Raw genomic sequence first — 14,177 nt, forward strand, 5'->3', positions numbered from 1 at the left:
ATAGACCACATATCCGTTTCACATAATCAGGCTGTCAAAAACCTAAAAAGAGACAGCTATGCGCCTACCTTTATTCAATCTCAAAATCTATGCCATTATTATTTTAATTTTTGTGTTTTACATCGGATTATTTTTTATTTCAAATTTAGTCAGTGAAAGACAGCATTACCAACAAAATTTTTTACAAGACATTAGCCAATCTCAAATCAGTGAACAAAGCATTGTTTCACCCTATATCCGTATCCCTTTTGAGCTTAAAAAAGTATGCACCAATGAAAAGAAAGAGAATTATGATTGTATCGAAACACAATGGACCTATATCGGTGCAAAAAATACTGATTGGCGTGGACAGTTCAATGTTTCCAACAACACCTACAAACGCAGTATTTATCGTGCAACCAGCTATGATGCTGATTTCAATGCGATTGGAGAATTTGCGAAAGAGAATTTATCGGTACAAAATTATCTTTGGAATAAAGCCGAAATCGTCTTTCCGATTCGTGATGCACGTGGTTTAAAATCCAAACCTAGCATGCAAATAGGAACGACAACATATCAATTTGATTTTACAAAGCAAAATAAAGAAAAAAATGGTTTTGATTTTATGAGTATCAGTGCTGAACAACATCCTGAACTCATTACAGCCATACAAAATGGCTTTAAATTTAATGCCCAACTCAATCTCAGTGGGCTGAGTAAATTTACCCTGATTCCAACCAGTGATGCTTTTGTTTATCAATCACAAGGAAATTGGGCTGACATCAAATACGATGGGCAAATTTTACCATTTCAAAAACAAAGCAAAGAACAACAATTCTCCGCAAAATGGAACAATATCGCACTCGGACAAAGTAATTTAGAGACCTTTACTAGCTGTAAAGACACACAATGTTTTAAAAACTTTAGCCAAGGTTTGCTCAGCACCGATCCAGAATATGCTGAAAAAAATCAAAAAATTGGAGCGACAACAGAATTTATTGAATCAGCAGACATCTATACACAAACTGACCGAGCAATCAAATACGGCATCGTCATTATTATTATCAGCTTCATCAGTTTCTTTCTATTTGAAGTTTTAAAAGGTCTACGCATCCACCCTATCCAATATTCATTGGTTGCCATTGCACAAGGACTATTTTTTGTATTATTGCTTTCAATCAGTGAATATTATGCATTTACTTGGGCATATCTCATCGCTGCGGTTGCCTGTATCTCACTGATTTCAAGTTACTTATATTTTGTGATGCAAGGACTAAAACCCGCTGTTTTATTTTCACTGATCCTGAGTGCTCTCTATGCCATGGTTTATCTGTTGCTTGGTTCGAGCGGAAAAACCTTCTTAATTGGTTCCATCATTTCCTTCTTATTACTTGCTGTCGTGATGTATATCACTCGTTCAATCGATTGGTATGAACTCAGCAATAAACAAGAAGGTTCACAAATGAAAGTAGAAAACTGATTTCTAGCGCTTATTCATCCAAAACTTGATTTGATAGTAAACAAATCGAGTTTTGCAAAGAGAGACCATCATGAACATTCATAGCAAAATTTACCAACAGGAACTCAGACAATTTTTTCCACCCGATACCCCTCTAGCCTTTTGTTTAAATCAATTAAGAAGGCTAAAAATTGAATTTTTAAACTTGGGCAATATCATTATTTGTCCAAAGCAAAAATGCATTTTTATTTTCCAAACAAAATATCTCAATCGTATCGAAGATTACAAAGCAACATGTTCAGAACTTGATTCATCACGTAAACTAAGTTAAATAACGCAAAACTTCAATTTGATGAAATGAGAAATATATGACTGTTCAACGTCTTCATGTCGAAAAACGTTTTTCTGAAATCGCAATTTCAGGCAATCTAGTTCATTTGGCTGGACAGCTCGCGACTGATCTAAGCTTAGATATCAAAGGGCAAACCCAACAAACTTTAGATATCATCGACCAATTTCTAGCTGATGCAGGCACAGATAAAAGCCATATCATGTCTGTTTTGATTCATATCAAAGATATTGAAAATGACTATGCGGGTATGAATGAAGTTTGGGATGCTTGGTGTGCCGATATCCAAGCTTTGCCACGTACTTGTGTTGAAGCAAAAATGTATTTGCCAGAAGTTTTGGTTGAAATGACAGTTGTCGCTGTACGACCAGAAAAATGAAATAAAAAAACCAAGACCAAATCATACATTCAATCTTGGTGATCATGAGATGAGAAAATGCATGCCATCCGCATGCATTTTTATTATGAGTTTAACAATAAACTTGTATCTGTTTGATACGCTTTCATATTTGTAGGGGCTTGCACAGCATAATCTTCAAAATGATGATCGACTTCAGATTTTGAATGAAAATCCATTCTCAATTGTTGATGATCAGGAACCCCGCGATAGCGATATACACGATAACCTGCCATTTGTAGCAATTCATCCTGATAACGATCTTGCTTGATACGTTTAATCGAAGGATTGGCATCATCTACAGCAACAATCGCCACCACTTGATAGTCTTGGTTTAAAATGACAAAGTCTGCAACCATACTCTTGTATTTATTGCGAGTATGAGAATATTTAGTCGTTAAAAGCGCGTCAAATGACACTTGTGCCAACACTGTTGAGCCCACTAAAATTTCTTTTAAGCGTGAAATGGTCAATTGAGCTTGGCTATTCAGCACCGCTCTTTGCCGTAGCACACTATCTGTCGGTTTTTTGCTCATGTGACTTTTAATCATCGCCATGATCGCAATTGTAAGCAAAACCACACTTACAATAATGATTAAGTTCATTTTCTTGTCCTTAATATAGTTATAATCTGTAACGGATTGATCCGACTATCTTGTTATAAAATGCGTTTTTTTATATCAACTTACATCCTACCTGAAACCAACCTCTAATAAAATAATCAACTTCTTTATTTCATCTGAAAATTAGATAATCACATTGTAAGTTATTTCATTTTAACAATTTGTCGATTAGAACCTATTGATTTCCATCCATGTTAAGTAATCAATATTTACCTGTTCTAAAAAATAAATTATCCGCTAATTAGTTTTAATTAATATTACAATCACCCAGCATTGTAAATATAGAAAATACTTTGGTCGTATCCCTATAAATTTACTATATTAACTAAACTCAAGTTAATCAATTAGCAACCGCTAAATAGCTGTGATATTTTTGTAAACTTATATTTATCAATAATTTAGTTTTTTAATATTTGATATTTTTCATGTAATATTTTATGTGCCCCACATTCTTAATTGACTTTTGTGACAGAATCCACAGTTTTGATCATTTTTTGTTGTGTTTAAATGTTTATTTATTATTCTCCATAAATATATTTTTAGCTTCAATAGTCTAAAAAATCCTTTACCCCCATAAAAAAGGACGCTTTCGCGTCCTCTATTTTATGCTTTCGATTTATTTTTTGATTTTGGCTTAGTACCACCAAATGGCTTTTTACGATCACCCGTTTCACGTGGTGGCAAACCGGTATGTTGTGTCAAAATCTGACCTTTTTTCGGTTGATTTCCACTTGCACTGCGATTTTGATTTTGCTGACCGCGCACACCGCTAGTACCTGTACGTTTTTGCGAATCCCCAGCAACGCTTGAATTCTTTTTACGCGCAGACTGATATTGACCATCGGTACCTTGTGGCTGATAGGTTGGAATCAAATGTTGTTTCGAATTACCAATCAAATCAGCACGCCCCATATCACGTAGAGCATCACGTAATAAAGGCCAGTTATTTGGATCATGATAACGTAGGAATGCTTTGTGCAGACGACGACGTTTTTCACCTTTAACAATATCGACATTTTCAGTATAACGTGCCACTTTTGCTAATGGGTTTTTCAAAGTGTGGTACATCGTGGTCGCAGTCGCCATCGGAGATGGATAGAAAGTCTGAACCTGATCGGCACGGAAACCATTTTTCTTGAGCCAAATCGCCAGATTCATCATGTCATAATCGGTCGTACCCGGATGTGCCGCGATAAAGTACGGAATCAAGTATTGTTCTTTACCTGCTTCTTTACTGAAACGATCAAACATTTGTTTAAAGCGGTCATAGGTCCCGATCCCCGGTTTCATCATCTTCGACAATGGACCTTTTTCAGTATGTTCAGGCGCAATTTTTAGATAACCACCGACATGATGCTGAACCAATTCTTTGACATATTCTGGATTTAAAACCGCCAAATCATAACGTAAACCAGAACCAATCAAGATTTTCTTGATCCCTTTAATAGCGCGTGCTTTACGATAAAGCTGAGTCAAAGGTGCATGATCGGTGTGTAAGTTTTGGCATACACCCGGGAATACACAAGACGGCTTACGGCAGTTCTTTTCGATTTCAGGATCTTTACAGTGCAAACGATACATATTTGCAGTCGGTCCACCTAAATCGGAGATAATCCCTGTAAAGCCCGGTGCAGTATCACGAATTTTTTCTACTTCACGCAGAATCGAGTCTTCCGAACGGTTTTGGATAATACGGCCTTCATGCTCTGTAATTGAGCAGAAAGTACAACCACCAAAACATCCACGCATGATATTGACGGAAAATTTAATCATGTCAAAAGCAGGGAAACGCGCTTCACCATAAGATGGATGAGGCAGACGTGCATAAGGCAAATCAAAAACGTAATCCATTTCTTCAGTGGTCAATGGAATCGGTGGCGCATTTAACCAAACATCTCGCTCACCATGTTTTTGTACCAGTGCTCGTGCATTGCCCGGATTGGTTTCGAGATGCAAAATACGGTTGGCATGTGCATACAACACAGCATCATTTGCCACTTCTTCAAATGAAGGCAAACGAATCACAGCCAATTCACGTGGTGGCAATTTATGTTTAATGGCTTTTGATGCAGGTTGTAGTCGAACAATTTGGGTATTTTCATCCAACTGATCGCCTTCACGAATCACTGGATTTGCAACGGCTTCTTTTTGAAAATTTTGATATTGGGTTAAAGAATTGCCTTTGTCTTTTTCAATGTCACAACCATCCAAATCCTCAGTCATCACATAAGGATTGATAATCGGATCAACACGTCCAACGCTATCGACATCGTTTGAGGCAATTTCTACAAACTGTGATTTAGACGCACGATTATTTTTATTGATAATAAATGCTGTACCACGAACATCTGTGATCTCGTGAATTTTTTCACCTTTAGCAAGGCGATGCATCACTTCGATAATCGAACGCTCACCATTACCATACATTAAAAGATCAGCTTTAGAATCCATCAAAATCGAGCGACGAACTTTATCTGACCAATAATCATAATGCGCAATACGTCGTAATGAACCCTCGATACCGCCCAATAAAACAGGTACATCTGGAAATGCTTCACGGCAACGCTGACAATAGACTGTTGCAGCACGGTCTGGACGTTTATTGGGTACATTATTTGGAGAATAAGCATCATCAGAACGGATTTTACGATCTGCCGTATAGCGGTTGATCATCGAATCCATATTGCCTGCGGTTACGCCCCAAGCGATATTTGGCTGACCTAAAACACGGAAAGCGTCGACATTGGTCCAGTCAGGTTGAGCAATAATCCCCACACGGAAACCTTGAGCTTCAAGAACACGCCCAATGATCCCAGATACAAAAGATGGGTGATCAATATAAGCATCGCCACAGACCAAAATAAAGTCACAACTATCCCAACCGAGTAGATCCATTTCTTCACGTGACATAGGCAAAAAGGGTGCTGGTTCAAAGCACGATGCCCAATATTTGTCATAATCAAACAACGCTTTTGGCGCAGTCTGAGCGGTATATGCAGTAGACATGGTAAAAAATCTCGATTGGCGGTTGGCGATCGGAGAGGATCAAAGATGAAAGGCGCTCATTTTAACATGAAAATGCTTCACTTATGTAGATTAAAATTTGTTCGTTTTTTAGTATTCTTTGCACATGAAATTTAAAAGGGAAATTTTTCAAGTATGCAGAGTTGATTCATTTTATTTTTAGAAATAATAGGGTCTGTTGACATTTCACAACTGAATTGCGTTGTTGGCTAAAATTGAGCAGGCAAGGCACGAAATGCAGAGAATGGCGAGACCATTTTCAAATTTCGTAACGATGCCTGAGATAATTTTAGCCACAACCCTGTGGGACGAGAGTATTTTTTGATGCTATTTCGTTGTAGCTTGATCATTTAGATCACTAAATTTCTCAATCCACGCCTCATATCATCTAAAAAATACTCATCGTCGCAACCAATTTGAAATGTCAACAGACCCTAATATGTAAATAAACTACTTTTCATGATTATTTCAAAAATGAAATTTAATTTGAGAATTTTTTAATCCCTCCCAACCTCCCTTTTGGAAAGGGAGGGGTTAATCAATTTAAACTTAATATTTTGAATATAAAAAATAATTTTTATAAATATCTAGTCTAAATATAATTTAAAACTTCCACATTAAACAAAAAGTTAATGTCTAAGACAAAATTTACAATCGCGATTAAGGCAGGATGCCGCATGGTCGGACAAGGGAGTTCCGCATTTTTTAAAGCAGTGCTTTAAAAATTGCTCAGGATGTAGCCCATTTGTCCGACACTGGTTTTCTTGCGAAATATATTTCTCATTTGTCCGAAAACAAAGTAAGAAGAATTATCTACGCAAAGTTATTTAAATCCTTCAAACAAAGTGTGATCACATAAACCACTATACTTTTCAATATCTCATAAGATAATGAAAAGTATCATTTTTTAAAACCTTATTTCCTTAATAGCCTTAATCCATTCGCCACAACCAACAAACTCACACCAACATCGGCAAAAACAGCCATCCACATTGTTCCAAGATTCATCAACGTAATGATCAAGAAAACCAGTTTTGTGATCAAAGCTAAGCCAATATTTTGCAACAAGATCTGATGTGTCTTTTGTGATAAGCGTATAAAACTTGGAATTTTACGTAAATCATCATCCATCAACGCAACATCGGCAGTTTCAATCGCAACATCCGTTCCCATTGTACCCATTGCAAAACCGATATTGGCACGAGCCAAGGCAGGCGCATCATTGATACCATCCCCCACCATGCCTATTGAGCTGGTTTCAGCATAACTTGCCACCAGATTCAATTTATCTTCGGGTAAAAAACTTCCTTTGGCATCATCGATTCCCACTTGTTGAGCAATGACATTGACCGTATGCACATTATCACCACTGAGCATCAAGGTTTTCACACCCAATTGATGTAGCTCTTGAATCGCTTGTCGACTACTTTCTTTGACCGTATCTGCTGCCGCTGCAATCGCCAAAACATGCTGATCTTTGGCAAAAAGTACAACTGTCTTACCTTGTTTTTCGAGTTCGGTGATTTGTGCCTCAAGTTCAGGAGAACAATAATTCAGTTCATGTATCAAACGGTGATTACCGAGCCAATACGTCACACCCGCTATTTCACCTCTGGTCCCACGACCTGCAAGCGCAGTAAATTCATTGACATCCAATACTTCCTGACCCGTTGAAGCCTGCACGATTGCCTGTGATACAGGATGATCTGAACGACTTGCCAGACTCAATAACAGAGGCTCGACTTCTGCTTGAGTATTTTCCAAAACAATTAAATCAGTAAGTTTCGGTTTACCATGAGTAATGGTGCCTGTTTTATCAAAAGCTAGATATTTAAGCAATCGACCTTCTTCGAGATACACCCCACCCTTAATCAATATACCTTTACGTGCTGCGGCAGCTAGCCCACTCACCACAGTTACAGGCGTTGAAATCACCAAAGCGCAAGGACATGCAATCACTAAAATAACTAATGCTTTATAAATCCAATCCAACCATGCCCCACCCATAAATAGTGGTGGAATAACGGCAATCAATATCGCAAAGGCGAAAACAATCGGCGTATACACTTTAGCAAAGCGATCAACAAAACGCTGTGTCGGCGCTTTTTCACCTTGCGCTTCCTCAACAGCATGGATGATACGTGCCAAAGTTGTGTCATTAGCCGCTGCTGTCACTCGATATTCAAAAGAACCAGCTTGGTTAATGGTGCCTGCATAAACCAAATCACCCTCAAACTTTTCTACCGGAATACTCTCTCCTGTAATTGGCGCTTGGTTAATCGTCGACTGCCCTTTGCTAATCAATCCGTCCAAGCCAATTTTTTCACCCGGTTTCACACGTACAGTCTGCCCGATGCTCACATTAGTTGCATCGACACTCTGCCATTGTCCAGACGGATCAAGTACCGTGACTTGATTGGGTGCAAGTTGCATCAATTGCCCAATAGCATTACGTGCACGAGCCAAAGATTTCGCTTCGATCAACTCAGCCAAAGCAAACAAGACCATCACCATTGCTGCTTCTGGCCAATGACCAATCAACAAAGCGCCTGTAACAGCGATACTCATTAAGGCATTAATATTAAGGTTTAAATTTTTAACAGCGATCAAACCCTTTTTATAGGTTTCAATCCCCGCGAGCGCAATCGCAACAACACTGGTTGCCAAAGTAAACCATGTCGGTAAATCAAACCAATCACCACATTCAGCAGCCAAGGCAAAAACCCCAGCCAACACAAAAATCCAAATCGGCTTTTGTTTTTCTACTGCAGGAGTGGCAAATTGCCCGTCAGTATTGGCAAGTTCAGGCTCAAAACCCAATTCCTGAATCGCTTTTACAATAGAAGATAAAGCTTCAGGCTCATGCACCACCGTTAAAACACGCTGCATCAAGTTAAAATCGAGTGATTTAACTGGAGGCATATTGCCCAATTTTTTTTGAATCAAACCTTCTTCCGTTGGACAATCCATTTGCATGATACGGATAGACGTTTTTAAATATTCACCTTGTTTTTCAGAAGCCGCCAATTGCTCAAAATGTAATGGTTCCGCGCTACAACAGTGTGTATTTTCAGATTTTTCTGAGGAGCAACATGTCTCAGATGATGCTTTTTGATTGGCACTACTACAGCAAGAATCAGTTTTCACAGCATGCTCATTTGTAGCATTGCAACACGACGCGCTTTTTTTCGGCTCAACCGTTAGCGATATATCGCCTGTACCGCAACAAACGCTTTTTACTGCCACTTTATTGGATGAATGATCATGTGAATGCTGGTCATGTGCCTGATGAGTATGAACTGAATCATCCGACAATTTTGCATATTTTTTATCCATGACTGATCCTTTTAAATGCTATACTGCTATTAAATACCCTGAAGTAACTTCAGACTCAAGTGGAAAAAACACATGAAAATTGGTGAAATTGCTGGGCAAATAGGCTGTAGTGTTGAAACCATTCGTTTTTATGAAAAAGAAGGTTTGTTACAAAAACCACTACGCAATACAGAAAATAATTATCGTCATTACGATCAAATGCATTTAGATCGCTTACGTTTTATACGTCGTTGCCGATCTTTAGGAATGACACACGAAGAAATTCGTACCTTACTCGGCGCAAAAAACAATCCTGATGGCTGTCATGCAATCAATGATTTGGTCGATATTCATTTACAACATGTACAGCATCGCATCCAAGAAATACAAGCCTTGGAACAAGAGTTATTACTTTTAAGACAACAATGCCAAGGTTCAAGTGAAATAGAAAAATGTGGAATATTAAAAGAATTAGAACGTGAAACTGATCATGTTGCGACAGCAGATGCAGTACATTCTGGTCAAATTTGTGGCCATAAACATTGAAAATAGCAGACTATTTTCGAGAGATTTTTTTGGCTAAGTCCAATTTTAGCTTAAGTTAATTTAACTTAAATACCCCCTTCTTTCACTATGAAGAGGGGGTTATTTGTATAAGTTCTAATTTCTATTTTCAAATATTTTATAAAATCATGACTTCGATAAAGTCAATTTTCGTAAATGTAAAGCGATCAAAAAGCCAAGGAAAAGTGCGCAAGTAATGGAGATGGTCAAACCCAACCAACCAAAACTTTCCCATACCAAGCCGCCGCTACTACCCAACAAGCTCGAACCGACGTAATAACAAAATAAATAAAGCGATGAACCCACTGCACGATACTGCAAAGACTGGACTGAAACCCAGCTACTTGAAGTCGAATGTCCAGCAAAAAATGAAAAAGTGAAAATCAATAGACCTAAAATAATCGTCCACATTGATGGAATCAACATGATCCAAAGTCCTAAGATCATCGTTAAAAACATGATCGGCAAGACTTTTTCACGTCCATATTTACGACACCAACTTGCCGCACGTGGTGAACTATAAATCCCTGATAAATAAGCAATCGAAATCAAACCGATCCAAGTTTGCGAAAGCTCAAAAGGTTTTTCTAAAAGATGATAACTAATATAATTAAATACCGTTACAAAACAACCCATTAAAATAAAACCTTCGGCAAATAACAAACGCAATTTTGCATCTGATAAATTCTTTTTAAAGGATTCTTTAAATCGAGAAAAGTTAATGGGATAAGGTTTAAAATGTTTTGAAGCAGGCAAAGCAATATAAAAAACCAATGCAATCACCAAATTCAGCAAGCCGATAATCATGGTTGCCGTTTGCCAAGAGATAAAATCGAGCAATACACCTGCAATCAAACGACCGCCCATACCACCAATCGCAGTACCTGAAATATATAAGCCCATAGCAAAACCGACATCTTTATCAGCGATTTCTTCGCCAATATAAGTCATCGCTACAGAAGCCACGCCACTGACTGCCAAGCCAATCAACATTCGTGTGGTTAAAAATATTTCCCAATACGGTAAAAATGAACTGACCAATAGCAAAATCGAAGTGGAAAATAACGAAATCACCATGATTTTTTTGCGACCAAACCGATCCGAAATCAGCCCTGCAAATAACAGACCTAAAGCTAGAGCGACTGTCGAAAAAGACAGAGGAAAACTACTGTGGGTCGGAGTCGTATGAAAAAATTTGGCAAGAAACGGCATCATTGGTTGCACACAATACAATGATGAAAATATGGCAAAACCAGCTAAAAATAATGACAGTAAAATGGCATAAAACGGCTTAGTTCCGTACTCAATATATACGTTTGTTTCGCTTGATTCAGACATAATGACTCCTTAGCTCGGATAATTATACGCCTGTTTTTTAAAATTAGTTAACTAGGTTTACAATATTTAAGACCACTGTTATTCCAAATATTTGTGATGGATATCACGTTTTGTAGCTAAAAACTTACACCAACTGTATCTCATTTCTACTTTGTGAATGTGATGCTTTGCAATATTCTATAAACATCAGGAAACAGGAAGTTTCCAAAACAATAAAAATAAAAGCAAAGTTTAAAATAAAAAATAAGGACGAATGATATGACAGGAGTTATATCTATTATAACCAATACGAAAAACCCTCGGCATGGATGTCGAGGGTTTTTCAATTTAAAGCCGATTTTACAAGCTTTTTAAATACGCAATAATTTCTTTATTTTCAGCCATTTCAGCAAGTTCTAATGCTGAATATTGAGCCTTATAATCGACATCAGCACCCTTCGATACCAACAACTTAACCACTTCTAAATGGTCATTTTCAGCAGCTGCTTGTAGTGCACTATACCCTTCTTCGTCGGTAGAATTTACATCTATACCCTTCTCTAAACTTGCTTGCACTTGCGCCACATCACCAAGCGATGACCAATAAACGAGTTCAGGGAGATGAAGTTCATCATCATCTTCGGGAATAGGGGAGAATGAGTTGAGTTTCATCATCAATCCGATTTAAAACCAATAAGAACAAGCTTACTATATTTTATTCTTCAATTTCTGTCCAAATTACGTGAATAGCTTTTGATAGCGCTAGCCTACTTCAAAGCACATTCATGGAACTTTTATATAAAAATAGAATATGAAACATATCCATATAATAAAAGTTTCTAATTCGCTTTATTTTTAAAAGATTGAATAAAAGAGCAAGCATACATAGAATACTAAAAGGGGAATATTATTTGCTTGATCATATAGTTAAACTCAAGGATTGAGATTTACAGTTATTGCTAAAATAAACCTTGAAAATATTAATCATGCGAAAATTCAATTAAAAAGTAATTTAATTCACTTATAGAAATCATATGAAAAAAACAGCACCGATGTCACTGCACCAATTGAAAAAAGTACCTGCGAAGTCAGCACAAAAATCGCAGAAGACGACATTATTTGAGCCAATTGTCCAACTTTATCCAGTCGAAAATATTCAATTCTTACTCTTTAATGGACCTGATATGATCAGTGCCCATCTAAGAACAGGGAAATATTGGGAACATTTTCTTATACAAATTCTTCAGCATTTTTTGGGAAGAATGCAGAAACCAGTATTTGTCGATATTGGAGCAAATCTTGGTTCAATTTCGATTCCTATTGGAAAATTTATCCAACCCAAACAAGGGAAAGTGATCAGTTTTGAAGCACAACGTGGTGTTTTTTACCAACTTTGTGGCAATATTTTTGCAAATAATTTAGTAAATACCTGTACTGCTTACAATATTGCAATTGGTCATATAGAGTCTGAAATTGATATTCCTATTTTAGACTTGAGTCATGAAACAAATGTAGGCTCTCTTTCATTGGATGCAGAGATTCGCAAAGAGCAATCTCTTTTAAGTACCACTGTAGATCAATTTGAAAAGGTTTCTTTAAAAACAATTGATTCTTTGAATCTCCCACATGCAAGCCTAATTAAAATAGATGTTGAAGGTTTGGAGCTTGAAGTTTTACAAGGTGCAAAAAACTGGATTGAATCCTCAAATTATCCACCCATCTTTTTTGAAGTATGGGGCGATTATATGAAAAATCAGATTTCAAAACGTGAAATGTTAATGGATTTTGTATGCAATACTTTAGGATACGCAGATTCAAATCCCAAGTGCAACACACTTGTAGTTAGTTGAAAAAGTTAGGTGTATTCATAGAATCATTAGACTTTTTCAACTCGCAATTGGAAAGCACACAATGAAGAAATACACCCAACTTTCTCAAGATGAAAGATACGAAATTTATGCTACTTTGAAAAGTAAAAGTTCAATCGCTAGCCTTGCTCGGGAGTTAGGGCGTTCACGATCAACCATCTACCGTGAGTTAAAAAGAAATACTGGGCAACGTGGATATAGAGCTCAACAGGCAGCGAAATTTGCAAGTCAAAGACGGTACCATCCTTCATCATCCATGACAGCATTTGCCTTCGCTTATATTGATTACTTAATTGGCTTAGACTGGTCACCAGAACAAATTTCAGGTGCTTTAACACAACGCGGTTGGCTGGATGTACCTTCACATGAGTGGATTTACCAGCACATTTATCAAGATAAATCACAAGGAGGTAACCTCCATCTACACTTAAGGCATCAGAAGAAATATCGAAAACGAGGTTACAAAAACACGGATCGTAGAGGGCAAATCATTGATAAAACAAGTATTCATTGCCGAGACCAGGTCATTGATCAGCGACAACGTTTAGGAGATTTCGAAGGTGATACGGTGATTGGTAAACATCATAAAGGAGCTTTATTAACCCTCGTTGATCGAAAGAGCCTGTACGTACATATTGTTCATTTAGGGTCAACGAGAGCATCCTCTAAAACGATTACTTGTGCATTAGATCGTTTACGAATGAGCCATGCTTATAGTGTAACATTTGATAATGGAAAGGAATTTGCCGAACACAAAAGAATTACTGATGTCGGCATAGATACTTATTTTGCTGATCCTTACAAGTCTATTCAGCGAGCTAGAAATGAAAATACGAATGGTTTAATCCGTCAATATCTGCCAAAATCATCATCGTTTGATGACGTGTCAAACGATGAAATAGAGCAGATAGAATTTTCACTCAACCATCGTCCTAGAAAAACACTAGGCTGGTATACGCCAAGTGAAGTTATGGCTGGGTTTTATACTGTTGCACTTGCTGCTTGAATCCGCCATATGAAACAATATTACAAGGTGAATTATGCATTGCTCAACATCCATCCAACAAATATGTAGAGATCACATTGGCAGAGAATAATTCACTGTCTATGAAATTTTTAAAGTAATCAACGTTTAGCTCTGCAACCTATTTTATCGTCTAGCACGCTTATTATTGAATCTAATCGTTATTTTCCGGCAAAAAAAATCCCTCATCTATTTAGATGAGGGATTTTAGAATAATGAGCTGGCGATGACTTACTCTCACATGGGTAACCCCACACT

The 14,177-nt window shown here is 37.4% G+C and carries 11 protein-coding genes; 6 read left to right on the top strand and 5 right to left on the bottom strand.

What is annotated here, in order from left to right; all coding sequences use genetic code 11:
* The first annotated feature begins 58 nt into the window (after positions 1 to 58).
* The 3 genes from creD (at position 59) to F960_RS17700 (ending at position 2,166) form a co-directional block, all read left to right on the top strand.
* Positions 59 to 1,459, top strand: coding sequence for a cell envelope integrity protein CreD (creD, locus tag F960_RS17690; protein WP_004868275.1), 1,401 nt, complete (start codon positions 59 to 61; stop codon positions 1,457 to 1,459).
* Between the two features lie 70 nt (positions 1,460 to 1,529).
* Entirely contained in the window at positions 1,530 to 1,769 is a 240-nt protein-coding gene (locus F960_RS17695; RefSeq protein ID WP_004868278.1) for a hypothetical protein, read from the top strand.
* Positions 1,770 to 1,806: 37 nt separating this feature from the next.
* Complete coding sequence (locus F960_RS17700) at positions 1,807 to 2,166, top strand: RidA family protein (RefSeq protein ID WP_004868281.1); 360 nt, start codon at positions 1,807 to 1,809, stop codon at positions 2,164 to 2,166.
* A gap of 83 nt (positions 2,167 to 2,249) precedes the next feature.
* Here the strand turns inward: F960_RS17700 and F960_RS17705 are convergent, their stop codons facing one another.
* The 3 genes from F960_RS17705 to F960_RS17715 form a co-directional block, all read right to left on the bottom strand.
* A complete protein-coding gene (locus F960_RS17705) occupies positions 2,250 to 2,789 on the bottom strand; it encodes a DUF2726 domain-containing protein (protein WP_004868282.1) in 540 nt (179 codons plus the stop codon).
* Between the two features lie 621 nt (positions 2,790 to 3,410).
* Positions 3,411 to 5,813 (bottom strand): YgiQ family radical SAM protein, encoded by a 2,403-nt coding sequence (locus F960_RS17710; RefSeq protein ID WP_004868285.1) that lies wholly within the window; start codon positions 5,811 to 5,813, stop codon positions 3,411 to 3,413.
* 933 nt (positions 5,814 to 6,746) lie between these two features.
* On the bottom strand, positions 6,747 to 9,167 hold the full coding sequence (locus F960_RS17715; protein ID WP_004868288.1) for a heavy metal translocating P-type ATPase: 2,421 nt from the start codon (positions 9,165 to 9,167) through the stop codon (positions 6,747 to 6,749).
* Positions 9,168 to 9,239: 72 nt separating this feature from the next.
* Between F960_RS17715 and cadR the strand changes: the two genes are divergently transcribed.
* Positions 9,240 to 9,692, top strand: a complete 453-nt coding sequence (gene cadR / locus F960_RS17720) for a Cd(II)/Pb(II)-responsive transcriptional regulator (protein WP_004868290.1) — start codon at positions 9,240 to 9,242, stop codon at positions 9,690 to 9,692.
* A 144-nt stretch (positions 9,693 to 9,836) separates the two neighbouring features.
* Here the strand turns inward: cadR and F960_RS17725 are convergent, their stop codons facing one another.
* Both F960_RS17725 and F960_RS17730 read right to left on the bottom strand, forming a co-directional pair.
* Entirely contained in the window at positions 9,837 to 11,048 is a 1,212-nt protein-coding gene (locus tag F960_RS17725; RefSeq protein WP_004868292.1) for an MFS transporter, read from the bottom strand.
* Between the two features lie 339 nt (positions 11,049 to 11,387).
* Positions 11,388 to 11,699, bottom strand: coding sequence for an ankyrin repeat domain-containing protein (locus F960_RS17730; protein ID WP_004868294.1), 312 nt, complete (start codon positions 11,697 to 11,699; stop codon positions 11,388 to 11,390).
* A gap of 362 nt (positions 11,700 to 12,061) precedes the next feature.
* On the opposite strand from F960_RS17730, the gene F960_RS17735 reads away from it, so the two are divergent.
* Together F960_RS17735 and F960_RS17740 are read left to right on the top strand one after the other, a co-directional pair.
* A complete protein-coding gene (locus tag F960_RS17735; protein WP_004868295.1) occupies positions 12,062 to 12,877 on the top strand; it encodes an FkbM family methyltransferase in 816 nt (271 codons plus the stop codon).
* Positions 12,878 to 12,938: 61 nt separating this feature from the next.
* The gene (locus F960_RS17740; protein WP_004854881.1) at positions 12,939 to 13,901 is read left to right on the top strand and encodes an IS30 family transposase; all 963 of its coding nucleotides are present in this window, start codon (positions 12,939 to 12,941) and stop codon (positions 13,899 to 13,901) included.
* The last annotated feature ends 276 nt before the right edge of the window (positions 13,902 to 14,177 follow it).

It is taken from the genome of Acinetobacter gerneri DSM 14967 = CIP 107464 = MTCC 9824, assembly GCF_000368565.1.
GTDB lineage: Bacteria > Pseudomonadota > Gammaproteobacteria > Pseudomonadales > Moraxellaceae > Acinetobacter > Acinetobacter gerneri.

What these genes read in the sequence shown, in the direction of transcription:
- creD (WP_004868275.1), top strand. Translation starts at nt 59, where the DNA reads ATGCGCCTACCTTTATTCAATCTCAAAATCTATGCCATTATTATTTTA.
- F960_RS17695 (WP_004868278.1), top strand. Translation starts at nt 1,530, where the DNA reads ATGAACATTCATAGCAAAATTTACCAACAGGAACTCAGACAATTTTTT.
- F960_RS17700 (WP_004868281.1), top strand. Translation starts at nt 1,807, where the DNA reads ATGACTGTTCAACGTCTTCATGTCGAAAAACGTTTTTCTGAAATCGCA.
- F960_RS17705 (WP_004868282.1), bottom strand. Translation starts at nt 2,789, where the DNA reads ATGAACTTAATCATTATTGTAAGTGTGGTTTTGCTTACAATTGCGATC.
- F960_RS17710 (WP_004868285.1), bottom strand. Translation starts at nt 5,813, where the DNA reads ATGTCTACTGCATATACCGCTCAGACTGCGCCAAAAGCGTTGTTTGAT.
- F960_RS17715 (WP_004868288.1), bottom strand. Translation starts at nt 9,167, where the DNA reads ATGGATAAAAAATATGCAAAATTGTCGGATGATTCAGTTCATACTCAT.
- cadR (WP_004868290.1), top strand. Translation starts at nt 9,240, where the DNA reads ATGAAAATTGGTGAAATTGCTGGGCAAATAGGCTGTAGTGTTGAAACC.
- F960_RS17725 (WP_004868292.1), bottom strand. Translation starts at nt 11,048, where the DNA reads ATGTCTGAATCAAGCGAAACAAACGTATATATTGAGTACGGAACTAAG.
- F960_RS17730 (WP_004868294.1), bottom strand. Translation starts at nt 11,699, where the DNA reads ATGAAACTCAACTCATTCTCCCCTATTCCCGAAGATGATGATGAACTT.
- F960_RS17735 (WP_004868295.1), top strand. Translation starts at nt 12,062, where the DNA reads ATGAAAAAAACAGCACCGATGTCACTGCACCAATTGAAAAAAGTACCT.
- F960_RS17740 (WP_004854881.1), top strand. Translation starts at nt 12,939, where the DNA reads ATGAAGAAATACACCCAACTTTCTCAAGATGAAAGATACGAAATTTAT.